This window comes from Hydrogenophaga sp. GW456-12-10-14-TSB4, assembly GCF_059424305.1.
Map to the genome: position 1 here is coordinate 107,598 of NZ_JBWKZH010000005.1, position 24,860 is coordinate 132,457.

Genomic DNA, 24,860 nt, shown 5'->3' on the forward strand with positions numbered 1-24,860 from the left:
AACCACAACGCCGCTGATCCTGCTGGCCATGCTGGCGTCTGTCGCAGGCTGCGCCACGCAGGGCAAGCCGCCGCCGGTGATCTCGCTCGACGAGCCCGTGGCCGTCGCTGCAAAGGTCTTGCCTGAGCCTGCGAAGCCCATCGAAGTGGTGGCTGTTCCGGAGCCCTTGCAGTTGCCCGAGCAGATGAAGGCGCTGCCGACCGAGACTGAGTTGAAGCCGGCGCAAGAGCCGGCCGACGACAAGGTGCGTGTCTCCCGCGCGAATGAGGACGCCCGCATCGCGCCGACGCGCGAGGGGTACGTGAATGCGATCCAGGTCTGGCCCTACGCGGACGGAGCGCTGTATCAGGTGTACACCAGCCCGGGTCGTGTCACAGTGATCGCGCTGCAGGAGGGTGAGGAATTGGTGACGGTCTCCGCCGGCGATACTGTGCGCTGGATCGTCGGCGACACGGCCAGCGGCTCGGGGGCCACGCTGCGCGTGAACGTCCTGGTGAAGCCAACGCGCATCGGGCTGAAGACGAATCTCGTCGTCACCACGAACCGGCGCACTTACCTGCTGGAGCTGTCCTCGACGCCACAAGCCTGGATGGCATCGGTGTCGTGGGACTATCCGAAGGATCGGATGCTCGCGCTGCAGAAGCAGGCGCGCGAAGCCCAAGCGGCCGCGCCGGTGGACTCGGGCCTGTCGCTGGAGCAGATCAAGTTCCGCTATTCGATCTCGGGCGACGGGCCCTCGTGGAAGCCGCTGCGTGCGTTCCACGACGGGCAGCGGGTCTACATTCAGTTCCCGGGCGGTATTGCACAGGGCGAGCTGCCGCCCCTGTTCGTGATTGGGGCGCAGGGGGATGGGCAGCTCGTGAATTACCGCTTCCGGTCGCCTTACTATGTCGTCGATCGGCTCTTCGGCGCTGCCGAACTACGGCTGGGTGGGTTCAAGGGCGGCAAGGCCGAGATCGTACGGATCGAGCGCACGGATGGCGCTCAACGCGGGAGCGGATCGTGAGCGAGGCCGGCGCAGCATCCATCAAGGCTGATCCTGAAACGCTGGCGCTGCGCGCGCAGCCGCGCCCTGTCGTTCGCCTGAATCGCCGCGTGCTGGCAGTCGGAGCCGGCACGCTCGCCGCGGCGGTGCTGGGCGGCACGCTCTGGTCGTTGCAGTCGCAGCAGCGCTCCCGTGCTCCTGCGAATGAGTTGTTCAACGTTGATCGCATTGCGAAGTCGGAGAGCCTGGATCGGTTGCCCAAGGACTATGCGGCACTTCCGCCGGTGCAGAAGGCTGCGCCGCCCGTGCTGGGCGAACCGTTGCCTGGCGATCTCGGGCTGGCGATCGTGAAATCGCAGCAGCCGATGGAACAGCGGATGGCGCCGCCTGGTACCGATCCGGCGCAGCTGGCTGCCGAAGAAGCGGCGCGGTCGTCGGTGTTTTTCCGGGGGGCCGGGAGCGGGGCCGGTGGCGGCAGGCCGGCGGCTGCCGCCCCACCTACGACATCAGTGGCCAATCCGAATGCAGGCATTGCCGCTCCGACCCAGAATCCGTTCGATGCAACGGCCGGCGGCACGCTGCCCGCGGTGCCGAACGATCCGACTGCAGCCCAGAACCGGCAGGGTCCGAAGGAGGCCTTCCTGGCGAAATCGGGAGACGGGGCCACGCGCAATCCAGGAACCCTGCAGTTGCCCGCATCGCCGTACCAGGTAATGGCGGGCACCGTGATTTCTGCAGCGCTGGTGACGGGGATCAATTCGGATCTGCCGGGGCAGGTGATCGCCAACGTGACCGAAGCGGTCTACGACACCGCCACGGGGCGGCATCTGTTGGTCCCGCAGGGCTCGCGGCTGATTGGGCGCTATGACAGCCAGGTTTCGTTTGGCCAGCGGCGCGTGCTGCTGGTGTGGACGCGGCTGATCCTGCCAGACACGTCGTCGGTGGCGCTGGACCGTTTGCCGGGGATCGATCCAGCGGGCTATGCCGGGCTCGAGGATGGAGTCGACTGGCACTGGGACCGAATCGTGGCCGGCGCGGCGCTGTCGACGCTACTGGGCGTGGGGGCAGAGCAGGCAGCGCCGGAGAGCCGTACGGACCAGAACGGCAACAGAACGGTGATCGCCATTCGGGAGGGCGCGCAGGACTCGATCAATCAAGTCGGGCAGGATATCACTAAGCGCAACACGAGCATCCAGCCAACGCTGACCATCCGTCCGGGGTTTCCGATGCGGGTGATGGTGAGCAAGGACTTGGTGCTGCGGCCGTACCAGCCATTGTTCTTTGTGCGGGGAGTACCGCAATGAGCGCAGCCAAGCTCCGCCTTGGACCATTGCCAAAGGCAACGACGGTGAGGCTTGCTGTGACCATGCCTGCCGCCCTGAAGGACATGCTCGACCGTTATGCGGCTCAACATTCACAGGCCTACGGCGAGCCGGTTGACGCAGCTTCTCTTATTCCGCACATGTTGGAAGCCTTCATGGCACGCGATCGCGCCTTCAGCAGAGCCGCGGGCAAGCGACCGCCGCCCCGAACTACGACCGGGCACGCTGCAGCAGGTTCTTGATAGATGTCGGCTCCTGCACGATGACGGCATCAACAGTTGCAATGCAATCAGCGTGACAGGATTTCCGTGACGCTGTGGCACGGATGGAGTCGATCATGAGAAAAGGCGAAGAGTCAACCGCTGTCGAGGCCTTTCACCGCGGGCACGTCGAACACTTGCAGAGTTCCGAACAGCGACTCCAATCGGAGGTTCCACTCGCCGTGTCCTACCGGCGCACGATCCGGCGGACGGAACTGCACAAGATGGTGCCGCTCTCCGGAACAACCATCTACGACATGGAGCGTCGAGGCGAGTTTCCGCGCCGGTTCAACCTGACCTCGCGCTGCGTGGTATGGGATCTCGCAGAGGTCGAGGCCTGGATCGAGGCCCGCCGCCAGGTCTCGGACGCCGCGCAAATGAAGCGTGCGCCCTCCCCCGACGTTCGGCAGCGCAAGCGCCGCCCGGTCAAAGCAACGCTTGCGTCGTGATGACCTTCATCGACGGGGGCAGCAAGGTCGGCGTGTGGGACTTGCCTGCCACCCAGGCGTCGATCATGTCGGCCCACTCTTGCAGCATGTGCCGGCGCTGCTCGGCGTACTCGGCCTTGTTGTAGACCCCGCGCGACGAGCGCCCGTCTTCGTGGGCGAGGCACTTCTCGATCCAGTCACTGTTGAAGCCCAGTTCGTTCAGGATGGTCGAGCCGGTACGGCGCAGGTCGTGCACGGTAAAGCCGTCCAAGGGCAGGCCCTTCTCCTTCGCCCGCGCGGCAACCAGTTGCGTCACACGGTTGAGGGTCGCATTGGACATGCACTTGTCGGGCTCATAGCGCGAAGGCAGCACGAACCTGGAACCGCCAGCGCAGGTGCGCAGCGCGACCATGATGTCGAGCGCCTGCTGCGACAGATAGACGTTGTGCGCCTTGGAACCTTTCATGCGCTCCTTGGGGATGGTCCAGAGCGCGTTCTCAAAGTCGATCTCGTTCCAGGTGGCATGGATCAGCTCACCCTTGCGCACCAGGGTGAGCAAGATGAGTCGGAGTGCCAGGCGGATGGTCGGGTACGACGCCACCGTTTCCAGTTGCTGGTGCATCAGTCGGATTTCGACGGGCGACAAGGCGCGGTCTTTCGGCACGAAGGTCGCGATCGACGACGGTCCCACGTCGTCGGCCGGATTGGCCACCTTCTCGCCGTGCAGGATGGCAAACCCATAGATTTGCTTGACGATGTCTCGCACATGGACGGCCGTAGCCGGTGCGCCCCTGCCCTTGACCTTGTTGCAAAGGTCGCGCAGATCGTCCGACGTGATTTCGGTCAGAAGGCGGTTCTTGAAGGCGGGCAGGATGTCGCGGTCGAGGATGCTCTTGCGCATCGAGCGAGTGCTGTCGGCCATCCTGGCACCCTTGGCCCACCTGTCGGTGAATTCCTGGAAGTTCTTTGCCTCCGACAGGCGGCGCTTTTCGCGCTGTTTCTCCTGTGCTGGAGATTTACCGTCAGACACCGCGCGCCGGGCGTCTATACACCTCTCGCGGGCCCTGGCCAACGACAAGCCATCAGCCCCATAACGTCCGATCGTCAGGGTCTCACGGCGGCCGTTCATGCGGTAGTCGTAGCGGAAGGTGACCGTGCCGACCGGCGACACGGTGACGTACATGCCGTCGCGGTCGGTCACCTTGTAAGGGGCCGCCTTGGGTTTCAGGTTCTTGAGAGCGGTGTCGGTGAGCATGGGCGTTCTCCGAGGAGAGAGCACCCTTTACCGTCAAGCGCTCTCAAACTACAAACACGCCCGGAGCCCGCATGAAACCTAGCTTTTCGCCTTGTTTTTTACCGTCATGCGTCGAAACGGGCTGACGGTAGAAATTCTAGACCAAGAAAACGCGATTTGGTCACCGTCAGATCGACCGACACTTTGAGTTGCTTACCACCAATCGTTGCCGATAGACTTCGATATTAAAATACTTATAGATCAACAACTTACGGTGATTTATCGATAGCAGCCGAATGTCCGCGAAATGCGGCAAATCATTCCCACTCGATGGTGGCTGGCGGCTTGGAGCTCACGTCGTAGGTCACGCGGTTGATGCCGCGCACCTCGTTGATGATGCGACCGCTGACCTTCTTGAGCAGCGCGTAGGGCAGCTCGGCCCAGTCGGCGGTCATGAAGTCGCTGGTCTGCACCGCGCGCAGCGCCACCACGTAGTCGTAGGTGCGGCCGTCGCCCATCACGCCCACGCTCTTGACCGGCAGGAACACGGTGAAGGCCTGGCTGGTGAGCTCGTACCAGGTCTTGCCGCTGTGCGGGTCGACGGTGGAGCGCAGTTCCTCGATGAAGATGGCGTCGGCCCGGCGCAGCAGGTCGGCGTAGTCTTTCTTGACCTCGCCCAGGATGCGCACACCCAGGCCCGGCCCCGGGAACGGGTGGCGGTAGACCATGTCGTGCGGCAGACCCAGTGCCACGCCCAGTTCGCGCACCTCGTCCTTGAACAGGTCGCGCAGCGGCTCCAGCAGTTTCAGGCCCAGCTGCTCGGGCAGGCCGCCCACGTTGTGGTGGCTCTTGATAGTCACGGCCTTCTTGCTCTTGGCCCCGCCGGACTCGATCACATCCGGGTAAATAGTCCCTTGTGCCAACCACTTGGCACCTTTTGTTGAAGCACCACTTGAAATGAGTTTGGCGGCTTCCGCCTTGAAGACCTCGACGAATTCGCGGCCGATGATCTTGCGCTTGGCCTCCGGATCGCTCACACCTGCGAGGTGGCCGAGGAACTGGTCGGCCGCGTCCACGCGGATCACCTTGGCGTGCAGCTTGCCGACGAACATGTCCATCACCATGTCGCCCTCGTTCAGGCGCAGCAGGCCGTGGTCGACGAACACGCAGGTGAGCTGGTCGCCGATGGCGCGGTGGATCAGGGCCGCCGCCACGGAGGAATCGACCCCGCCGGACAGGCCAAGGATGACCTCTTCGTCACCCACCTGCTCGCGGATCTTTTCGACCGCTTCGGCGATGTGGTCGCGCATGACCCAGTCGGGGTTGGTGCCGCAGATCTCGAGCACGAAACGCTCCAGCAACGCCCGGCCCTGCACGGTGTGCGTGACCTCGGGGTGGAACTGCACCGCGTAGAAGCGGCGCTCCTCGTCGGCCATGCCGGCGATCGGGCAGCTCGCCGTGCTGGCCATGAGCTTGAAGCCCGGGGGCAGTTCGGTGACCTTGTCGCCGTGGCTCATCCACACCTTGAGCATGCCGTGGCCTTCGGGGGTCGTGAAGTCGGCGATGTTCTTGAGCAGCGCCGTGTGGCCCCGGGCGCGCACCTCGGCGTAGCCGAATTCGCGCGTGTGCGAGCCTTCCACCTTGCCGCCCAGCTGCTGCGCCATGGTCTGCATGCCGTAGCAGATGCCCAGCACGGGAATGCCCAGCTCGTAGACCGCCTCAGGCGCCTTGTCGTCCACCTCGTACACGCTGGCGTGGCTGCCGGAGAGGATCACGCCCTTGAGCTGGCCGTCGGCGGCGAACTCGCGCACCCACTCGCTGCTGACGTCGCAGGGGTGCACTTCGCAGTACACGTGGGCTTCGCGCACGCGGCGGGCAATCAGCTGGGTGACCTGGGAACCGAAATCGAGGATGAGGATTTTCTGGTGCTGCATGGGGTGTCGGTGGTTGCGGCGAGAAAAAGAAAAAGGCCGTCGCGCGGGACGACGGCCTGGTGGGCGGTGGGTTTCACTCCGCCCGGTAGTTCGGGGCTTCCTTGGTGATCTGCACGTCGTGCACGTGGCTTTCGCGGATGCCGGCCGAGGTGATCTCGACGAACTCGGCCTTGTCGCGCATGTCCTCGATGCTCGGGCAACCGCAGTAGCCCATGGCCGCGCGCAGACCGCCGGCCATCTGGAAGATGATGGAAACCACCGAGCCCTTGTAAGGCACCCGGCCTTCAATGCCCTCGGGCACCAGCTTGTCCGCGTTGGGGTTGCCGGTGCTGCTTTCCTGGAAGTAGCGGTCGGCGCTGCCTTGCTGCATGGCACCGATGGAGCCCATGCCGCGGTAGCTCTTGTAGCTGCGGCCCTGGAACAGCACGATCTCGCCCGGCGCCTCTTCGGTGCCGGCGAACATGCCGCCCATCATCACGGTGTTGGCGCCGGCCGCGATGGCCTTGGCGATGTCACCGCTGTAGCGGATGCCGCCGTCGGCGATCATGGGCACGTCGGTGCCCCGCAGGGCGGTGGCCACGTTGTCGATCGCCATGATCTGGGGCACGCCCACACCGGCCACGATGCGGGTGGTGCAGATCGAGCCCGGGCCGATGCCGACCTTGACCGCATCGGCACCGGCTTCCACCAGGGCCAGGGCGGCCGCGCCGGTGGCGATGTTGCCGCCGATCACGTCGATCTGCGGGTAGTTCTGCTTGACCCAGCGCACGCGGTCGAGCACGCCCTTGCTGTGGCCGTGGGCGGTGTCGACCACGATGGCGTCCACACCGGCCTTGACCAGCGCTTCCACCCGTTCCTCGGTGCCCTCACCCACGCCCACCGCCGCACCCACGCGCAGGCGGCCGGCGGCGTCGCGCGCGGCGTTGGGGAAGTTGAGCTGTTTGGTGATGTCCTTCACCGTGATCAGGCCCTTGAGCTCGAAGGCGTCGTTCACCAGCAGCAGGCGTTCCAGCTTGTGCTTGTTGAGCAGTTTCTTGGCCTCGGCAGGCGTGGTGCCGTCGGGCATGGTGACCAAGCGTTCGCGCGGCGTCATGATCTCGCTCACCGGCAGGTCGTAGCGGGTCTCGAAGCGCAGGTCACGGCCGGTGACGATGCCCACCACCTTGCCGGCGTCGACCACCGGGAAGCCGGAGACGCCCAGGTCGTCCGAGAGCTTCATGACCTGGCGGATGGTGGTCTGGGGAGAAATCACCACCGGGTCGCGCAGCACGCCCGACTCGTAGCGCTTGACCTTGGCAACGTGGGCCGCCTGCTCCTGCGCCGTGAGGTTCTTGTGCACGATGCCGATGCCGCCTTCCTGGGCGATCGCGATCGCCAGACGGGCCTCGGTGACGGTGTCCATGGCCGCGGAGACCAGGGGCAGGTTCAGTTGAATGTTGCGGGAGAACTGGGTGGCAAGCGAGGCGTCCTTGGGCAGGACCTGGGAGTACGCTGGCACCAGCAACACGTCGTCGAAGGTGAGCGCTTTGCCGAGGAGGCGCATGGGTAAAGCTCCAAAAGCGTCGATTGTAGCCGGCCGACCTGCGGGCAAACCCGCACCCCCGGCCATGCCCCCGATACCGCTCACACCGGAAAAGCTACCGCTCCGGCGGCTTGTGGCCCCGAATCCCGCAGATGCCCTCATCCGCTGACAGCCCCGCCGCTAAACTGCGCCCATGCCTCAAAAACGCCCTCTGATGCCGTCCTGGCGCCACCCCCTGGTCGCAGGCTTTCTGCTGCTGGCCTGCTCGGTCGCCTCGGCTCAATGGGTCTGGAAGGAAGGCGAGCGCAAGGTGTTCAGCGACACCGCTCCGCCCGCCAGCGTGCCGGAGCAGAACATCATCAAGCGCCCGGGCAGTGGAGGCTCCCTGTCCCGATCCGCCCCGGTCGCGCCGCCTGCCGCCGCTGCCGAGCCCAACGCCGCCGCGCCGGCACCGGGGGCCGCCCCCCAGCTGCCCACGGTCGACAAAGAACTCGAAGCCAAGAAGAAGCAGACCCAGCAGACCGAAGAGGCGCGCAAGAAGGCCGAGGATCAGCGCATCGCCAAGGCGCGTGCCGAGGACTGCGCACGGGCCAAGCAAGCCAAGACCACCCTGGATTCCGGCGTGCGCCTGGCCACCACCAATGCCAAGGGCGAGCGCGAAGTCATGGACGACAAGGCCCGCGCCGCCGAAGCCAAGCGGCTGGACGGCGTGGCACGCGACAACTGCGGCCCGCTGCCCAAGCCAGCCGCCCCTCAGCCTCAGTAACCGGCTTTCGACCCCGGGCGTCGGCGGGCGAACAGCCCTGTGGACCGGGCGCCCTGCCCCATGAATCGCTCGCGGCGGGCCACCTTCGGGTCCACCCTCAGCCCGCGCACCACCTCCACCCGGTCCCCCTCGCGCAGCACGCGCTCCCAGCCTGCCTTGCGCCCCCAGACGCCCAGCGCCAGCGGCTCGGCCTGAATGGCGGGAAAACGTTGCAGCCAGCCGGCCTGCTCCAGCGCCTGGCGCAGGGTGCAGCCCTCGGGCACGTCCAGCACCGCTTCCACCACCTCGCGGGGCGCGGGGGCGTGCATCAGGGTGATCTTCATCGGGCGTCAGTCCGTGCCGTACACCTGATCGGCCCGCTTCACGAAAGCGTCCACGAGGCTGCCGGCAATCTTGTCGAAGACAGGGCCGACCAGCGCGGCCAAGGCCGAACTGGCAAAGCCATAACTGAGCTTGAGATCCACCTTGCAGGCACGTTGCCCGCCATCGCCCAACGGAATGAACTCCCACACGCCATCGAGCTGGGAGAAAGGCCCGTCGACCAGCTCCATGTGCAGCCGGCGGTCGGCCTCGTGCGAGTTGCGGGTGGTGAAGCTCTGGCGCAGGCCGCTGATGGCAATGCCCACCTTGGCGACCATGCCGCTTTCGTGGGTCTCCAGCACCTGCGCCTGATCGCACCACGGCAGGAACTGCGGATAGCGCTCGATGTCGGTGACCAGCGCGAACATTTCATGTGCGCTGTGCCAGAGCAGAACGGACTTGTGAATGGTTTTCATACAATCCGATCCATTGTATTGGCCTGAAACGGCCGCACCTTCCCCTTCATGTCCACCAAAAGCAGCAAAGAATCTTCCACCAAAGGCGTTGACAGCCGCATCGCAGAGAACCGCAAGGCGCTCTTCAACTACGCGATCGAGGAACGCTTTGAGGCGGGCATGGTGCTGGAGGGTTGGGAAGTCAAGGCCTTGCGCGAAGGCAAGGTCCAGCTCACCGACGGCTACGTCGTGATCCGCGAGGGCGAGCTGTTCCTCATCGGCTGCCAGATCAATCCGCTGCACACCGCGTCCACCCACGTGAGCCCGGACGCCGTGCGCACCAAGAAGCTGCTGCTGCACAAGGAACAGATCCGCCGCCTGGTCGGCAAGGTCGAGCAGAAGGGCTACGCGCTGGTGCCGCTGAACCTGCACTGGAAGACCGGCAAGGTGAAATGCGAGATTGCACTGGGCAAGGGCAAGGCGGAGCACGACAAGCGCGACACCATCAAGGACCGGGAAGGCAAGCGCGAGGTCGAGCGGGCGATGAAGTCGCGCAGCCGCTGAAGAAATTTTCCGCGCCACGGGAATAAACCCGTGGGCGCCGGCGTTCATCCCTGTGCAGAGCCTGTCTGCCCTCAACCTCAACGGAGAACGCCATGAAATTCCCGCTTTCCCTGACCCTGGCAGCCGCCCTGCTGGGTGGCTGTGCCTCGATGTCGTCCACCCCGGCCCCCGCCATGGCCAGCGACGGCGTGCTGGTCGGTCCCAACCGCATGACCCTCTACACCTTCGACCGCGACATGGTGGGCAGCGGCAAGTCGGTCTGCAACGGCCCCTGCGCCACCAACTGGCCTCCCCTGATGGCCGGTGGGGGTGACAAGGGCAACGGCGACTACACCGTCATCACCCGCGACGACGGTCAGAAGCAGTGGGCCCTGAAGGGCAAACCGCTGTACTACTGGGCCAAGGACACGAAACCCGGTGACAAGACCGGCGACGGCTTCAACAACGTCTGGCGCGTGGCCAAACCCTGAGCGGTCGCGCCGGCGCCCAGCGATGAAACGGTCCGAGCTGATCGACCAGATTCCCGGCTTGCGCCGCTATGCGCGGGCGTTGACGGGCGATCCCTGGGCTGCCGACGACCTGGTGCAGGACACGCTGGAGCGGGCCTGCGCCAAGTGGCGGCTCTGGACGGTGGGCACGGACCTGCGCGCCTGGTTGTTCACCCTCATGCACAACCTGCACGCCAGCGGCCTGCGCCAGGCGCAGCGCCGCGAAGGCCGTGGCCTGGCCGTGGACCCGGACGACGTGGCGGCCGAGCTGGTCGCGCCCGACACGGCCCAGGACCTGGCCCTGGACCTGCAGCGCTGCCTGCTGCGCCTGCCCGAGGAACAGCGCGTGGTGCTGCTGCTGGTGAGCCTGGAGGACATGAGCTACGAGCAGGTGGCCCGCATCACGGGCAGCCCGATCGGCACCGTCATGTCCCGGCTCTCGCGCGCCCGCACCCGCCTGCAGGCGCTCCTGAACGCAGCGGCGCAGAGTGTGCCGCCCGATGCTGATGCCCCCACCCACCTGAGGCGGCTGAAATAGCGCCGCCCACAAGACCATGGACACGCCCTCCACCCAGCCCCTGACCGACGCCGAGATCAATCGCCTGCTCGACGGCGAAGTGCACGGTGCCGAACGGGAAGCGCTGCTGCACCGGCTGCAGGGCGATCCGCACGGCCGCGAGCGCATGGCCCAGTGGCAGACCCAGCGCGACGCCCTCCGGCGTTTGCACACCGGCTTGCTGCAGGAGCCCGTGCCGCCCGCCTTGCGGGAGGTCGCCGAGCGCGTCGGCGATGCACAGGCGCGCGTGTCGAGCTGGTGGCGCTGGGGCGGCATGGCCGCAGGCATCGTGCTGGCCTTCGGCGTGGGCCGGCTCTCGAACCAGGACTGGCCAGGCGCGCCCGACCTGCACACCCACGCGCCGGCCGCCGCCCTGCCCGCCTTCGCCCGCGATGCGGCCGTGGCCCACGCGGTCTACTCACCGGAAAAACGGCATCCGGTGGAGGTGAGCGCCGGGGAGCAGGAGCACCTGGTGCAGTGGCTCTCGCGGCGAACCGGCAAGGCCCTCAAGGTGCCGCGCCTCGACGCCCTGGGCTACGAACTCGTCGGCGGTCGCCTCCTGCCGGGCGACGCGGGCGCGCGCGCGCAGTTCATGTTCCAGAACGCCCAGGGCATTCGCATCACCTTGTACCTGGGCGCCCTGGACCCTGCCACGGCGACGCCCGAGGCCGGCGAGGAAACCGCCTTCCGCTTTGCGCAGGACGGCCCCGTGCCGGCCTTCTACTGGGTCGATCAGGGCTTCGGCTACGCGCTGAGTGGCCCGCTGAGCCGGGACGCGCTCATGGCCCTGGCCGAGACCGTGTACCGGCAGCTGTAGGCCGGCGTCAGCGCAGGTGGCGCAGCGGGTGCGCGTCGGCCGACCAGGGGCTGTCGAAGAAGGCCGCGACCTGGGCCGGCGTCACGTCTTCCAGCCGGGCCGGGTTCCAGCGAGGCGCATGGTCCTTGTCCACGGCCAGGGCGCGGATGCCTTCCACCGTTTCGCTGGCCGCACCGGGGCGCAGGTGGAAACAGCGGTGCACCATGTCGCGCTCCATGCGCAGGTCGTCGGCCAGGCCCATGCCGCGCGCGCGGCGGATCTGCTCGAGCACCACATGCAGCATCAGCGGCGACCGCTGGCGCAGCGTGACGGCGACCTGGTTGCACCAGGTGTTCTCGGAGGCATCGAGCGCGGCCATGATCTGCGGGATATCGGGCAGAGCGAAGATCCGGTTCATCTCCTGCTGCGGCCACGGCGGCGGGGCCAGGGTGGTGCTCAGGTGGCTCACGCACCAGCGCTCCACCGAGTCGCCGTTCTCGAACGGCGTGCGTTCGAGCGAGGCCCACAGGCCGGGCAGGCGGCCCGAGTCGATGAAGCCGTCGGCCAGACCGCCCGTGATGGCCTCGCGGCCCTTCAGCACATGGCCGGAGAGCGCCAGGTATTCGCCCAGCCGCCCCGAGCAGCGGCTCAGGAAGTAGCCGCCGCCCACATCAGGAAACAGGCCGATGTTGGTCTCGGGCATGGCCAGCAGGCTGCGCTCGGTGATGATGCGCAGGCTCGCACCCTGGCTGATGCCCATGCCACCGCCCATCACGATGCCGTCCATCAGCGCGATGTAGGGCTTGGGGTAGGTGTGGATGAGGTGGTTGAGCGCGTACTCCTCGGTGAAGAAGTCCTCCAGCGCCTCATCGCCGGCCAGGGCCGCCTGATGGAAGAAGCGGATGTCGCCGCCGGCGCAGAAGGCACCGAAAGGTCCTTCCTTGTTGACGCCGCGCACCACCACCGCGAACACCATGTCGTTGTCCCGCCAATCCTGCAGCGTCTGCGTGATGCGGCGGATCATGTCGAGCGACAGTGCGTTGAGGGCCTTGGGCCGGTTGAGGGTGATGCAGCCCACGCGCCCCCGGATTTCGGCAACGACATGGGCTTCGGGTGTCAGAGAGGTCATCTTCGTTCTTCCGTTCAGTCGATCAATGTGGCAGTCGGTCCACGGTCTGGATGCGGGGCGTGCCGGCGCGCGAGCGCCAGCCCAGCAATTCGTTGAGCACCAGGGCGCCGATGACCAGCGAGCCGCCGGTCAACACCTCGGGGCCGGGCACTTCGCCCGCGCCCGCCCAGGCCAGCAGGATGCCGAAGATCACCTCCAGCAAGGCCAGCAGCGAGACCTCGGGCGCTTTGAGCGAGCGGGCGCACACGACGGCCAGCGCGCAGGGGATGGCCAGCTGCACCAGGCCCAGCAGGGCCAGCCAGGCGATGTCGGCACCGGTGGCCTCGAACGGCAGTGCCAGGGGCAGCGTGGCGAGCGAGGACAGCACGCCCCCCAGCAGCACCGAGGGCACGAGGTCGATCTTCTCGCCGTGCGTCTGGCCGCGCTGCACCACGGTCCAGTTGATGGCGCCGGCCACCGGCACGCACAGCGCCGCCAGCGAACCGGCCACCAGGCCGCCGGGCTGCGTGGCGGGGTCGCTGAACGCCTGCAGGAACTGGCTGCCGTACATGTAGACGATGCCCGCGCCGGCCGCGACGATGGCCAGCCAGGTGCGCAGCGCCAGCCGCTGGCCGAGCACCGCGCGCGCCACCAGCGCGGTGAACAGCGGGCCCACCGACATGATGATGAGCACGTTGGCCACCGTGGTGAAGGTCAGCGCCAGCATGAAGGCGGTGAACATCACGCTCCAGCACACGCCCGAGATCCAGAAGGCCTTGGAGCGCGCCAGCACGCCCCAATGGCGCTCGAGCAGACCCTGCGCAGGGTCGTCGGCGACCAGTCCCGCAGCGCGGTCGGCGGCGCGCCACCAGGGCAGGATCACCAGCAGCGAGAGCGCGGTGAAGGCGCTGCGCCAGAACGTGACCTCGAAGCGCGCGGCCGATTCGAGCTGGCGCGAGACCACCCCTGCGATCGACCACATCAGGGTCACCGCGATCATCATGAACACCGCCTGGGTGTGCGTCAGGCGACTGAGAGCACGAAAGGGCATGGTCTGTTCGTAAAAAAGGCCGCGTCCCGGGAGACAACGGCCTGTGCGGAGCGATCAGCCTTCGCGGCTGGCGCGCTTGCGGTCGTGCTCCTTCAGGTGGCGCTTGCGCAGGCGGATGCTCTTGGGCGTGATCTCCACCAGTTCGTCGTCCTCGATGAACTCCACGCCGTACTCCAGCGTGCACTCGATGGGCGGCGTGATCTTGATCGCGTCCTCCTTGCCGCTGACGCGGAAGTTGGTCAGCTGCTTGGTGCGCGTGGCGTTCACCACCAGATCGTTGTCGCGGTTGTGGATGCCGACGATCATGCCTTCGTACACCGGGTCGCCGGCGCGCACGAACATGCGGCCGCGGTCGTCCAGCTTGCCCAGGGCGTAGGTGAAGATTTCACCGTCGTCCATGGAGATCAGCACACCGTTCTTGCGGCTGGCGATGTCGCCCTTGTGGGGTTCGTAGCCGTCGAAGATGTTGGCGATCAGGCCCGAACCGCGCGTCAGGTTCAGGAATTCGTTGGTGAAACCGATCAGGCCACGGGCCGGGATGCGGTACTCCAGGCGCACACGGCCACGGCCATCGGGTTCCATGTTCACCAGCTCGCCCTTGCGCTCGCCCAGGGCCTGCATCACGCCGCCCTGGTGCTGCTCTTCGATGTCGGCCGTCACCATCTCGATCGGCTCGTGGCGTTCGCCGTTGATCTCGCGGAACACCACGCGCGGCTTGGACACGGCCAGCTCGTAGCCCTCACGGCGCATGTTCTCCAGCAGGATGGTCAGGTGCAGTTCGCCCCGGCCCATCACTTCAAAAATGCCGTCTTCGCTGGTTTCCTTGACGCGCAGCGCGACGTTGCTTTGCAGCTCTTTCTGCAGGCGGTCCCAGACCTGGCGGCTGGTCACGTACTTGCCTTCGCGGCCAGCCAGCGGGCTGGTATTGACGCAGAAGTTCATGGTCAGCGTCGGCTCGTCGATCTTGAGCATGGGCAGCGGCGCCGGGTTGAGCGGGTCGGTGATGGTCACGCCGATGCCGATGTCGGCAATGCCGTTGATCAGCACGATGTCGCCCGGGCCGGCTTCGGTCACCTGCACACGGTCCAGACCCTGGAAGGTCAGCACCTGGTTGACGCGGCCCTTGATGGTCTTGCCATCGGCGCCTTCCATCACCGCCACGTCCATGCCGGGCTTGACCACGCCAGCGCTGACGCGGCCCACGCCGATGCGGCCCACGAAGGTCGAGAAGTCGAGCGCGGAAATCTGCAGCTGCAGCGGCGCGCTCGGGTCGCCCTTCTGCGACGGCACGTGCTTGAGCACGGTGTTGAACAGGGCCGACATGTCCGGGCCCCACTGCTCGCCGGGAGCGCCCTCGACCAGCGAGGTCCAGCCGTTGATGCCCGAGGCATAGACCACGGGGAAGTCGAGCTGCTCGTCGTTGGCGCCCAGCTTGTCGAACAGGTCGAAGGCGGCGTTGATCACCTTGTCGGGATTGGCGCCCGGCTTGTCCACCTTGTTGACCACCACGATGGGTTTGAGACCCAGGGCCAGCGCCTTCTTGGTCACGAAGCGCGTCTGCGGCATCGGGCCTTCCTGCGCGTCGATCAGCAGCACCACACCGTCCACCATGGACAGGGCGCGTTCCACCTCGCCACCAAAGTCCGCGTGGCCGGGGGTGTCGACGATGTTGATGTGCGTGCCTTCCCAGCTCACCGCGCAGTTCTTGGCCAGGATGGTGATGCCGCGCTCACGTTCGATGGCGTTGTTGTCCATCACCGTATCGACCACCTTCTCGTGCTCGGCGAAGGTGCCCGACTGGCGCAGCAGCTGGTCGACCATGGTCGTCTTGCCATGGTCGACGTGGGCAATGATGGCGATGTTGCGGATTTGTTTGCTCATGATGTGAGTTCCGGTGAGGTTTCCAGGATTTGCTGTATTTCGGAGGGGCTCAGCAGTCGCCCCGGGATCAGCTCTCCGGCCTTGGTGTGGGCGCTGCCCAGCAACACGGAGGGAGAGGTGGCAGATGGATCGGAAGGCGCGGCAGGCATCGGGCCGAAGACGGCCACGCGCTCGCTGTCGGCCCAATCGCCCCGGCGGCGCACGCCACTGAGGAAGCGCCCGGCATTGTCGGCATCGAGCGTGACGGGGTCGTGACCTTCCAGCAGGCATTGCACCGGCAGCAGCCGGGCCTGGCGGTCCTCTTCGTTCAGGGCCTCCAGCGCGGCCAGCGAGACGCATTGCGAGAGGTCGAACGGGCCGGTGGCGATGCGCCGCAGCAGGATGAGATGGCCGCCGCAACCCAGGGCCTCGCCGATGTCTTCACCCAGCGTGCGGATGTAGGTGCCCTTGCTGCAGCGCACCCGCAGGCGCAACTGGGGGGCATCGCCCTGCAGCTGCATGTCCAGCAGCTCCAGGTCGTGGATGACGACGTGGCGCGCCTCGCGCTCCACGGTTTCGCCGTCGCGCGCGTACTCGTAGAGCGCCTTGCCGTCCTTCTTCAGGGCGCTGTGCATGGGTGGCACCTGGGCGATCGGGCCGGTGAAGCGGTCGAGCACCTCCACCACCTGCCCCACCGAGCAGTTCACCGCGCGCGTGTCGATGACCTCGCCCTCGGCGTCGCCGGTGGAGGTCTTCACGCCCAGGCGCACGACGGTTTCGTAGGTCTTGTCCGCGTCCAGGTGGATCTGGCTGAACTTGGTGGCCGCGCCGAAGCACAGCGGCAACACACCGCTGGCGAGCGGGTCGAGCGTGCCGGTGTGGCCCGCTTTTTCCGCGCGCAGCAGCCATTTGGCCTTCTGCAAAGCCTGGTTGCTGGAGAGACCCAGCGGTTTGTCGAGCAGCAGCACCCCATGCACAGGGCGCCGCTGCACCCTTGTGCGTGGCGCGTGCATGCTCATTCTTCCTTTGAACGAGAAGACACGGCCTTGGAGATCAAGGCGTTCATGTCGGCCGCGCGCTCGGTGGTGCGGTCGAACACGAAGTGCAACGTCGGCACGGTGTGGATGTGCAGGCGCTTGAACAGGCCGTTGCGCAGGAAACCGGCCGCCGCGTTGAGACCTTGCAAGGTCTCATCGGGGTCGCCGGTCAGCAGACTGAAGAACACCTTGGCGTGCGCGTAGTCCGGTGTGACCTCCACCGCGTTGAGCGTGACCATGCCCACCCGCGGGTCCTTGAGCTCGCGCGCGATCAGCTCGGCCAGATCCCGCTGGATCTGGTCGGCCACGCGGAAACCGCGGTTGGGTGTGGATGACGCTTTGCGGGGCATGGTTTACAGGGTACGAGCCACTTCCTTGACCTCGAAGAATTCGAGCTGGTCGCCTTCCTTGATGTCGTTGTAGTTCTTCAGCTTGATACCGCACTCGAAGCCTTCCTTGACTTCGCGCACGTCGTCCTTGAGGCGCTTGAGCGTGTCGATCTCGCCGGTGTAGACCACCACGTTCTCGCGCAGCAGGCGGAAATGCGCGCTGCGGGTGACCATGCCGGAGGTGACCATACAGCCGGCGACCGTGCCGATCTTGGAGGCCACGAACACGGTGCGGATCTCGGCCGAGCCGATGACCTCTTCGCGCTTCTCGGGCGCCAGCATGCCGGACATGGCCGCTTTCAGATCGTCCACGGCGTCGTAGATGATGTTGTAGTAGCGCAGGTCCACGTCGTTGCCTTCGGCCAGCTTGCGCGCGCCCACGTCGGCACGCACGTTGAAGCCGATGATCACCGCCTTGGAGGCGATGGCCAGGTTGACGTCCGACTCGCTGATGCCGCCGACGCCCGCAAACACCAGCTGCACCTTGACCTCGTCGGTCGACAGCTTGAGCAGCGAGGCCGAGAGCGCTTCCTGCGAACCCTGCACGTCGGCCTTGACGATGATGGGCAGCAGCTTGACCTCGCCCGCCGTCATGTCGGAGAACATGTTCTCCAGCTTGGCGGCCTGTTGCTTGGCCAGCTTGGTGTTGCGGAACTTGCCGGCACGGTAGGTGGCGATTTCGCGCGCACGGCGCTCGTCGGTCATGACCATGAAATCGTCGCCCGCCTGCGGCACCTCGGACAGACCCTGGATTTCCACCGGGATCGACGGACCGGCTTCCTTGATGGGCTTGCCGTTCTCGTCCAGCATGGCGCGCACGCGGCCGGAGGTCTGGCCCACCAGGATCACGTCGCCGGTCTTGAGCGTACCGCTCTGCACCAGCACCGTGGCCACGGCGCCGCGGCCCTTGTCCAGGCGCGCTTCGATCACCAGGCCCTTGGCCATGGCATCCACCGGCGCCTTGAGTTCCAGCACTTCGGCTTGCAGCAGCACGTGCTCGAGCAGCGAATCGATGCCCTCGCCCGTCTTGGCCGACACACCCACGAAGGGGGTGTCGCCGCCGAACTCTTCCGGCACCACTTCTTCGGCGACCAGTTCGGCGCGCACCTTTTCCAGGTTGATGCCCGGCTTGTCGACCTTGGTCAAGGCCACGACCATCGGCACCCCGGCCGCTTTCGCGTGCTTGATGGCTTCCTTGGTCTGCGGCATGACGCCGTCGTCGGCCGCGCAGACCAGGATCACGATGTCGGTGGCCTGGGCACCGCGGGCACGCATGGCGGTGAACGCCTCGTGGCCCGGGGTGTCGAGGAAGGAGATCATGCCGCGCGGGGTTTCCACGTGGTACGCCCCGATGTGCTGCGTGATGCCGCCGGCTTCGCCCGCGGCCACCTTGGCACGGCGGATGTAGTCGAGCAGCGAGGTCTTGCCGTGGTCCACGTGGCCCATGACGGTGACGACCGGCGCGCGAGGCAGGGCTTCGCCCTCCTGTTGCGCGGCTTCCAGGTCGGTGAAGGCCTCGGGATCGTCCAGCGCCGCCACGATGGCGGTGTGGCCCAGCTCTTCCACCACGATCATGGCGGTGTCCTGGTCCAGCGGCTGGTTGATGGTGACCATCTGGCCAAGCTTCATCAACTGCTTGATGACCTCGGACGACTTCAGGCTCATCTTGTGCGCGAGCTCGGCCACGGTGATCGTCTCGGGCACGTGCACCTCGATCACCTTGAACTCGGTCGGCGCCACGAAGTTGCTCTGGCCCGAATCGCGCGAATCGCGGTCATTGCGTCGGCCACGCGGGCCGCCACGCCAGTTGGAACGCCCGGCGCTGGTGTCGCCGCGGGTCTTGATTTCCTTCTTCTTGGCCGCGTCGTCCTTCCAGGTGGAGGAGAGGTTCTCGGACTTGACCTCCTTCTTGCCGGCGCCCACACCCGTGGTGGTCGCGGCGGCACCGGCAGTGCCAGGGGCCTTGCCCGGCGCACCGGCCGGCTTGTGCAGCGTGCCCTTGATGCCGGCCTTGGGGTCGGCGGCGGGCGGCGGCTCGGGCTTCTTGGCCACCAGGGTCCGGGCAGGGGCGGACATCATCGCGCGGATGTTGGCGGCCTCGGCCTCGGCCTTGCGGCGGCGCTCCAGCAGGTCTTGCGCGCGCAGTTCCTCGGCCTTCTTGGCCTCGGCGTTCTTCTCGGCCTGCACCCGTGCAGCGGACTCCCGCTCCAGCGCGGCGGCCTTGGTCTCGGCGTCCTTGCTCGCCTTGGCGGCGGCCGCATCGTCCACCGAAACCGGTGCGGCGGCTTCCGCTGCGGCGCGCGCGGCGTTCTCGGCCGCTTCGGCCGCGGCAGCGCGCTCCTGCTCGGCCTTGGCCAGGCGAGCCTCTTCGGCTTCGCGGGCCTGGCGCTTCTGCGTCAGTTCCTCTTCCTGGCGGCGCAGCAGCTCGGCCTGACGGCGTGCGTCTTCCTCGCGGCGGGCCAGCTCCTCGGTGTCGATGGCGGGGGCGGCAGGCGCGGCTTCAGCCGCGGCCTCGGGCACGGCCACCTCGTCGTCGCGCTTGATGAAGGTGCGCTTCTTGCGCACTTCCACCTGAATGGTGCGGGCACGCCCGGTCGCATCGGCCTGCTTGATCTCGGAGGTCGATTTCTTGACGAGGGTGATCTTCTTGCGTTCACCGCCCGCCGTGCCGTGGCTGGCCTTGAGGTGGCCGAGCAGCGACTGCTTGTCGGATTCGGTGACCGCATCGGTCCCGGAAGTCTTGGGCACGCCCGCTGCTGTGAGTTGCTCCAGCAGGACGGAAGTGGGCTTGTTCAGCTCGGCAGCCAATTCGGCGACGGTGGTACTGGTCATGGGTTCTTTTCTCCGCTGGGGCCTCCGCTGGTCAGTTGGTGGATTGCGCTTCGTCACCGGTGAACCAGTGCGCGCGTGCCAGCATGATCAGCGCCGTGGCCTCTTCAGGCGTCTGTGCGGTGATGTCGGTGAGTTCGTCGGTGGCCAGGTCGGCCAGCTCGTCGCGGGTGTGGACGCCAGCATCGGCCAGCTTGGCGATCAGCTCGGGCGTCACGCCCTCGAGATCGCGCAGGTCCTGCGACACTTCCTCGACGCTTTCTTCCCGCGCGATTTCCATCGTCAGCAGGGCGTCTTTGGCGCGCGTGCGCAACTCGTTGACGGTGTCTTCATCGAACGACTCGATCTCGAGCATTTCCTGCAGCGGCACGTAGGCCACTTCCTCGAGGCTGGTGAAGCCTTCCTCGATCAGGATGTCGGCGATCTCCTGGTCCACGTCCAGCTTGGCCATGAACACCTTGCGGATGCCGTCGGCCTCTTCGGCCTGCTTCTGAGCCGATTCGTCGGCGGTCATGATGTTGATGCGCCAGCCGGTCAGCTCCGAGGCCAGGCGCACGTTCTGGCCGCCGCGGCCGATGGCGATCGCGAGGTTTTCCTCGTCAACCACCACGTCCATCGCGTGGCGCTCTTCGTCCACCACGATGGAAACCACGTTGGCCGGGGCCAGCGCGCCGATGACGAACTGCGCCGGGTCTTCCGACCACAGCACGATGTCCACGCGCTCGCCGGCGAGCTCGTTGGTCACGCCGTTGACGCGCGAGCCCCGCACACCCACGCAGGTGCCGATGGGGTCGATGCGCTTGTCGAAGCTGTGCACGGCGATCTTGGCGCGCGAACCCGGGTCACGGGCGCAGGTCTTGATCTCGAGCAGGCCCTGCTCGATCTCGGGCACTTCCTGACGGAAGAGCTCGATCATGAAGGACGGGGCCGAGCGCGACAGCAGGATGGGCGCGCCGCGCAGCGTCAGGTCCACTTCCATGATCATGGCGCGCACGCGGTCGCCGGTGCGGAAGTTTTCCTTCGGGATCATCTCGCCGCGCTTGAGACGGCCTTCGACGCGACCGCTCTCCACGATCAGGTCGCCCTTGTCCATGCGCTTGACGGTGCCCACGAAGATCTTGTCGCCGCGCGACATGAAGTCGTTGAGCAGCATCTCGCGCTCGGCGTCGCGGATCTTCTGCAGGATCACCTGCTTGGCGGCCATCGCACCGATGCGGCCGATCGGCACGCTCTCCACCGGCTTCTCGATGTAGTCGCCCTCTTCGATGTCGGCGAGTTCCTCGCGCGCATCGCTGAGCATTTCCTCGGCATCCGGGTTCTGCAGGCCGGCCTCGTCGGGCACGACCAGCCAGCGACGGAAGGTCTCGTAGGCGCCCGTGTCCGGGTCCATCGCAACGCGAATGTCCACATCGCCCTTGTAGAGCTTCTTGGTGGCCGAGGCCAGGGCGAGCTCCACGGCGCCGAGCACCACGTCGCGCTCCACGTTCTTCTCACGCGAGATCGCATCGATCAGCATCAACATTTCGCGGTTCATTTCACTCGCCCACCTTTCCGAATAGCTTGTCCGTAATCACAACGTTTTCTCTCATTCATCGCGCGGCGCAGCGGCTGCGCCAGGGGCCTGCCGGCCCTTGAAATTCACGATCGGTGCCAGGCGCGCCTGCTGGATGTCCTCCAGCGTGAACGCCAGGGCCTGCAGCGGTGCCGGCACGCGCTTCTTGCTCACGCGCTGGCCCGGCTTGGGTTCGGGCTCATCGCTCCAGACCACCTGCCACTGAACACCGTCTGCGGCGCGCTCGAGCGTGCCGCGAAATTTTTTGCGGTTCGCCGCCACGTCGGTTCCCGTGGCGCCGATCGGCGCCTTCAGGGTCAGGTCAACCACCTGCCCCTCGAACCGCACATAGTCGATCTCGCGCTTGAGCGGGCGATCGATGCCCGGCGAACCCACCTCGAGGCGCCGGTACTCCAGCCCCTCGACTTCCAGCAGGTACTGCAGCTGGCGCGTGACCTTCTCACAATCTTCCACCGTCACGAAACGCTCGGCGGGCATCGGCTGCCCCTCGACCGGCGCCGCCCAGGGCCAATCGATCGTCACACGCAACAGACCGCCGGCAGAGCGTTCGAGCTCCACCAGGTCAAAACCCAGTCCGGTAACGGTCTGCTCTACGATGTCTTGCCAAGCCATTGCGTGTGGTATCTGCCCAGATTCCTGCCCCTCGGCACCCGAGAAGCGAAAAGCGTTCGGCCAAAAAAAAAGGGCCGGTAGTTACCCGCCCATTTGGTCGTGAAGCCAGCATTGTAACGCTTCTGTGCACTCCCTGGCAACCTCACTCAGATGCCCAACGCCCATTGGATGAGGTTCTTGGCCAGAAAGCCCAACATGCCGAAAGAAAGCACCAGAAATAGAACAAAAGTACCGAATTTCCCCGCCTTCGATTCGCGCGCGAGGTTGAGCACGATGAACAACATGTACAGGATGAAGGCGCCGACGCCGAAGGTCAGCCCGAACTGGGCGATCTGGCCCTCGGTGAAACCCAGGACGGTTGCTTCCATCGCTCAGCCCTGCCCGTCCCCGGCGGTGAGATCCCGGTAGGCGTGCCAGCTGGCATGGCCCAGCAGCGGAATCAGCACGATCAGGCCCAGCAGCGCCGGCACCATGCCCAGCCCGGCCAGCAGCGCGATGCACACCGCCCAGAGCGTGGCGGGCCCCGGATGGCTGGCCACGGCGCGCCAGCTGCGGAACACCGCCGTGCTCACCGCCACCGGCCGGTCCACCAGCATCGGCAGCGCCACGAGCGTGGAAGCGAACACGGGGGCGGCCAGCAAGGCGCCCAATATCAGCCAGACCTCGAAGAGGCCGATTTCGCGCACCAGCACCACGTGGCGCAGGAAATCCACCGGCTTGTGGATGGGCACGGGCGACCACAGCGTGATCAGCGCCGCGGAGGTCAGCACCCAGCCGGTGCCGGCCAGGCCCAGCAGGAGAGCGAAGCGCACCAGCCGCGTGTCGCCCGAGCGCCAGAGCGTCCACACCTCGGCCAGACCGACGCGCTGCCCGCGCTCCAGCCCCCGGCTGACCGCATACAGGCCCGTGGCCAGGATGGGCGCGACGATGAGAAACCCCGAGAAGGCGCCGGCCAGCAGCCAGAACCGGTCGCGCGCGGCCCACAGCAGCAAGGCGCCGAAAGCGGTGATCAACAGGCCATGCACCAGGCCCGGCCAGGGGTTGCGGCAGAGGTCGGCCCAGCCGGCCGCCACCCAGCGCGCGGGCGAGGTCCAGGTGACCGGCGACGAAGGCATGTGATCTGCATCCATGGCTTGGCTTTATAGCCTCAAGGCCGGCGCACCCGGCTGATGCAGATCAAGAACGGCCCGGCTTCACACGGCCGCCTGCACCAGCGCCCGCGTGTAGGGATGCTCAGGCGCCCGCAGGACCCGATCCACAGGCCCGCTCTCCACCACCGCGCCGTCCTTCATCACCATCACCTCGTGCGCCATGGCGTGGATCACATCCACGTCGTGGGTGATCAACAGGTAGCTCAGGCCCCGCTCGCGCTGCAACCGCTGCAGCAGGGAGAGCACCTGCTTCTGCACGGTCACGTCCAGCGCGCTGGTGGGCTCGTCGAGCACCAGCAATTGCGGATCGACGATCAAGGCCCGGGCGATGGCCAGGCGCTGCCGCTGGCCGCCCGAGAACTCGTGCGGATAACGCTGCAGCCAGTCGCCACCGCGCTCGGGATCGTCGACCAGCCCGACGTCGGCCAGCGCGGCCACCACCCGCTCGCGCCGCTGCGCCACCGACAGGGCCGGCTGGTGCACCTGCAGGCCCTCGCCCACGATCTGCTCGACCGTCAGGCGCGGCGAGAGCGAGGAAAACGGGTCCTGGAACACCACCTGGATGCGCTGGCGCAAGGCGCGGCCCCGCCCGGCCTTTTTGGCCTTCGCCCAGTCGGTGCCGTCGATCTGCAGGCTGCCTTGATGCGGCAGCAGGCCGAGCGCAGCCAGCGCCAGCGTGGATTTGCCGGAACCGGACTCGCCGATCACCCCCAGCGTCTGCCCCGGGGCGATGGCCATGTCGGCGCCCTTCACGGCCACGAACTCGCCTTTCCTGAACCACCCCCTGAAGCCTGGCAGCCCAACGGGATAGGTCACGCGCAGGCCCTGGGACCTCAACACGGGCGCCGCGTCATCCCGCACCACAGGTTCTGCCACGTCGCGTTCGGGCTTGCTGGCCAGCAGCTTGCGGGTGTAGGGGTGCTCGGGCGCAGCGAACACGTCGCCCACCCCGCCCTGCTCCACCAGGTGGCCGCGCTCCATCACGGCGATGCGGTCGGCGAAGCGGCGCACCAGGTTCAGGTCGTGGGTGATCAGCAGCACCGCCATGCCGTGCTGCCGTTGAAGATCCGCGAGCAGGTCGAGGATCTGCACGCGCAAGCTCACGTCCAGCGCGGTCGTGGGTTCGTCGGCCAGCAACAGCTTCGGCGCGCTGGCCAAGGCCATGGCGATCATGGCGCGCTGGCGCTGGCCGCCGCTGAGCTGGTGTGGGAAGGCGTCGGCGCGGCGCGCCGGCTCGGGAATGCCGGTGGAGGCCAGCAATTCGTGGGACGCCGCCACCGCCTGGCGGGCCGTGAGCCCCTTCTTGAGTTGCAGGACCTCGCGGATCTGGTCGCCCACGGTGTAGAGCGGGTTGAGCGCGCTCATGGGCTCCTGGAACACGACGGCCACCTCGTCGCCGCGCACGCCGCGCAACTGGCGCTCGGACAAGGCGAGCAGGTCCCGGCCTTGCAGCAGCGCGCGGCCCGACACCTCCGCGTTGTGCACCAGGCGCAGCAGCGAGAGCGCAGACACGGTCTTACCGGAGCCCGACTCACCCACCAGCGCGAGCTTTTCGCCGGCCCGGATGGCGAAGTTGATGCCGTGCACCACTTCCTGGCCGCCGAACGCCACGCGCAGATCGCTGACTTCAAGCAGCATGG

Annotated in this window: 25 protein-coding genes; 9 read left to right on the forward strand and 16 right to left on the reverse strand. The window is 66.7% G+C overall.

Annotated features, from left to right (window positions below; genetic code table 11):
• The first annotated feature begins 28 nt into the window (after positions 1-28).
• The 4 genes from trbG (at position 29) to AC07ZS_RS04460 (ending at position 3,016) form a co-directional block, all read left to right on the forward strand.
• Entirely contained in the window at positions 29-1,006 is a 978-nt protein-coding gene (trbG, locus tag AC07ZS_RS04445) for a P-type conjugative transfer protein TrbG (protein WP_494797478.1), read from the forward strand.
• Positions 1,003-2,289, forward strand: coding sequence for a TraB/TrbI/VirB10 family type IV secretion system protein (locus AC07ZS_RS04450; protein ID WP_494797422.1), 1,287 nt, complete (start codon positions 1,003-1,005; stop codon positions 2,287-2,289). Before trbG ends, AC07ZS_RS04450 begins: the two co-directional genes overlap by 4 nt.
• Entirely contained in the window at positions 2,286-2,549 is a 264-nt protein-coding gene (locus tag AC07ZS_RS04455; protein ID WP_494797423.1) for a DUF2274 domain-containing protein, read from the forward strand. The genes AC07ZS_RS04450 and AC07ZS_RS04455 overlap by 4 nt, the downstream gene beginning before the upstream one ends.
• Before the next feature lie 95 nt (positions 2,550-2,644).
• On the forward strand, positions 2,645-3,016 hold the full coding sequence (locus AC07ZS_RS04460) for a helix-turn-helix transcriptional regulator (protein WP_494797424.1): 372 nt from the start codon (positions 2,645-2,647) through the stop codon (positions 3,014-3,016).
• Here AC07ZS_RS04460 and AC07ZS_RS04465 read toward each other — a convergent pair.
• The 3 genes from AC07ZS_RS04465 to guaB form a co-directional block, all read right to left on the reverse strand.
• The gene (locus AC07ZS_RS04465) at positions 2,994-4,250 is read right to left on the reverse strand and encodes a tyrosine-type recombinase/integrase (RefSeq protein WP_494797425.1); all 1,257 of its coding nucleotides are present in this window, start codon (positions 4,248-4,250) and stop codon (positions 2,994-2,996) included. The genes AC07ZS_RS04460 and AC07ZS_RS04465 overlap by 23 nt on opposite strands.
• 296 nt (positions 4,251-4,546) lie before the next feature.
• The gene (guaA, locus tag AC07ZS_RS04470) at positions 4,547-6,163 is read right to left on the reverse strand and encodes a glutamine-hydrolyzing GMP synthase (protein WP_494797426.1); all 1,617 of its coding nucleotides are present in this window, start codon (positions 6,161-6,163) and stop codon (positions 4,547-4,549) included.
• Between the two features lie 73 nt (positions 6,164-6,236).
• On the reverse strand, positions 6,237-7,706 hold the full coding sequence (gene guaB, locus AC07ZS_RS04475; protein ID WP_494797427.1) for an IMP dehydrogenase: 1,470 nt from the start codon (positions 7,704-7,706) through the stop codon (positions 6,237-6,239).
• A gap of 172 nt (positions 7,707-7,878) precedes the next feature.
• Here guaB and AC07ZS_RS04480 point away from each other — a divergent pair, with 172 nt between their 5' ends.
• Positions 7,879-8,451, forward strand: coding sequence for a DUF4124 domain-containing protein (locus tag AC07ZS_RS04480; RefSeq protein WP_494797428.1), 573 nt, complete (start codon positions 7,879-7,881; stop codon positions 8,449-8,451).
• Here AC07ZS_RS04480 and AC07ZS_RS04485 read toward each other — a convergent pair.
• Both AC07ZS_RS04485 and AC07ZS_RS04490 read right to left on the reverse strand, forming a co-directional pair.
• Entirely contained in the window at positions 8,445-8,774 is a 330-nt protein-coding gene (locus AC07ZS_RS04485; RefSeq protein WP_494797429.1) for an RnfH family protein, read from the reverse strand. The two genes, AC07ZS_RS04480 and AC07ZS_RS04485, sit on opposite strands and share 7 nt — an antisense overlap.
• Positions 8,775-8,780: 6 nt before the next feature.
• Complete coding sequence (locus AC07ZS_RS04490; RefSeq protein ID WP_494797430.1) at positions 8,781-9,227, reverse strand: type II toxin-antitoxin system RatA family toxin; 447 nt, start codon at positions 9,225-9,227, stop codon at positions 8,781-8,783.
• A gap of 48 nt (positions 9,228-9,275) precedes the next feature.
• Between AC07ZS_RS04490 and smpB the strand changes: the two genes are divergently transcribed.
• The 4 genes from smpB to AC07ZS_RS04510 all read left to right on the forward strand — a co-directional run bounded on the left by smpB (position 9,276) and on the right by AC07ZS_RS04510 (position 11,631).
• Positions 9,276-9,770, forward strand: a complete 495-nt coding sequence (gene smpB, locus AC07ZS_RS04495; RefSeq protein ID WP_494797431.1) for an SsrA-binding protein SmpB — start codon at positions 9,276-9,278, stop codon at positions 9,768-9,770.
• 92 nt (positions 9,771-9,862) lie between these two features.
• Complete coding sequence (locus AC07ZS_RS04500) at positions 9,863-10,240, forward strand: COG4315 family predicted lipoprotein (protein ID WP_494797432.1); 378 nt, start codon at positions 9,863-9,865, stop codon at positions 10,238-10,240.
• A 22-nt stretch (positions 10,241-10,262) separates the two neighbouring features.
• Entirely contained in the window at positions 10,263-10,796 is a 534-nt protein-coding gene (locus AC07ZS_RS04505) for a sigma-70 family RNA polymerase sigma factor (RefSeq protein ID WP_494797433.1), read from the forward strand.
• Positions 10,797-10,812: 16 nt separating this feature from the next.
• On the forward strand, positions 10,813-11,631 hold the full coding sequence (locus tag AC07ZS_RS04510) for an anti-sigma factor family protein (RefSeq protein WP_494797434.1): 819 nt from the start codon (positions 10,813-10,815) through the stop codon (positions 11,629-11,631).
• A gap of 7 nt (positions 11,632-11,638) precedes the next feature.
• Here AC07ZS_RS04510 and AC07ZS_RS04515 read toward each other — a convergent pair whose 3' ends face one another.
• The 11 genes from AC07ZS_RS04515 to AC07ZS_RS04565 all read right to left on the reverse strand — a co-directional run bounded on the left by AC07ZS_RS04515 (position 11,639) and on the right by AC07ZS_RS04565 (position 24,858).
• Entirely contained in the window at positions 11,639-12,739 is a 1,101-nt protein-coding gene (locus AC07ZS_RS04515; protein WP_494797435.1) for an enoyl-CoA hydratase/isomerase family protein, read from the reverse strand.
• Between the two features lie 22 nt (positions 12,740-12,761).
• Positions 12,762-13,769, reverse strand: a complete 1,008-nt coding sequence (locus tag AC07ZS_RS04520; RefSeq protein ID WP_494797436.1) for a DMT family transporter — start codon at positions 13,767-13,769, stop codon at positions 12,762-12,764.
• A gap of 54 nt (positions 13,770-13,823) precedes the next feature.
• Positions 13,824-15,650: a translational GTPase TypA gene (gene typA / locus AC07ZS_RS04525; protein WP_494797437.1), complete on the reverse strand. Its 1,827-nt coding sequence runs from the start codon at positions 15,648-15,650 to the stop codon at positions 13,824-13,826.
• On the reverse strand, positions 15,647-16,642 hold the full coding sequence (truB, locus tag AC07ZS_RS04530; RefSeq protein WP_494797438.1) for a tRNA pseudouridine(55) synthase TruB: 996 nt from the start codon (positions 16,640-16,642) through the stop codon (positions 15,647-15,649). The genes typA and truB overlap by 4 nt, the downstream gene beginning before the upstream one ends.
• Before the next feature lie 2 nt (positions 16,643-16,644).
• On the reverse strand, positions 16,645-17,016 hold the full coding sequence (rbfA, locus tag AC07ZS_RS04535) for a 30S ribosome-binding factor RbfA (protein ID WP_297394622.1): 372 nt from the start codon (positions 17,014-17,016) through the stop codon (positions 16,645-16,647).
• Positions 17,017-17,019: 3 nt separating this feature from the next.
• Positions 17,020-19,887 carry a translation initiation factor IF-2 gene (gene infB, locus AC07ZS_RS04540; RefSeq protein WP_494797439.1) on the reverse strand — a complete coding sequence of 956 codons (2,868 nt, stop codon included), beginning with the start codon at positions 19,885-19,887 and terminating at the stop codon, positions 17,020-17,022.
• Positions 19,888-19,918: 31 nt separating this feature from the next.
• Positions 19,919-21,418, reverse strand: coding sequence for a transcription termination factor NusA (gene nusA, locus AC07ZS_RS04545; protein ID WP_291115701.1), 1,500 nt, complete (start codon positions 21,416-21,418; stop codon positions 19,919-19,921).
• A gap of 51 nt (positions 21,419-21,469) precedes the next feature.
• Positions 21,470-22,069 carry a ribosome maturation factor RimP gene (gene rimP / locus AC07ZS_RS04550; RefSeq protein WP_494797440.1) on the reverse strand — a complete coding sequence of 200 codons (600 nt, stop codon included), beginning with the start codon at positions 22,067-22,069 and terminating at the stop codon, positions 21,470-21,472.
• Between the two features lie 146 nt (positions 22,070-22,215).
• A complete protein-coding gene (locus AC07ZS_RS04555; RefSeq protein WP_494797441.1) occupies positions 22,216-22,437 on the reverse strand; it encodes a DUF2788 domain-containing protein in 222 nt (73 codons plus the stop codon).
• 3 nt (positions 22,438-22,440) lie between these two features.
• A complete protein-coding gene (locus AC07ZS_RS04560; protein WP_494797442.1) occupies positions 22,441-23,199 on the reverse strand; it encodes a DUF2189 domain-containing protein in 759 nt (252 codons plus the stop codon).
• A gap of 63 nt (positions 23,200-23,262) precedes the next feature.
• Positions 23,263-24,858, reverse strand: a complete 1,596-nt coding sequence (locus AC07ZS_RS04565; protein ID WP_494797443.1) for an ABC transporter ATP-binding protein — start codon at positions 24,856-24,858, stop codon at positions 23,263-23,265.
• Positions 24,859-24,860 lie beyond the last annotated feature (2 nt).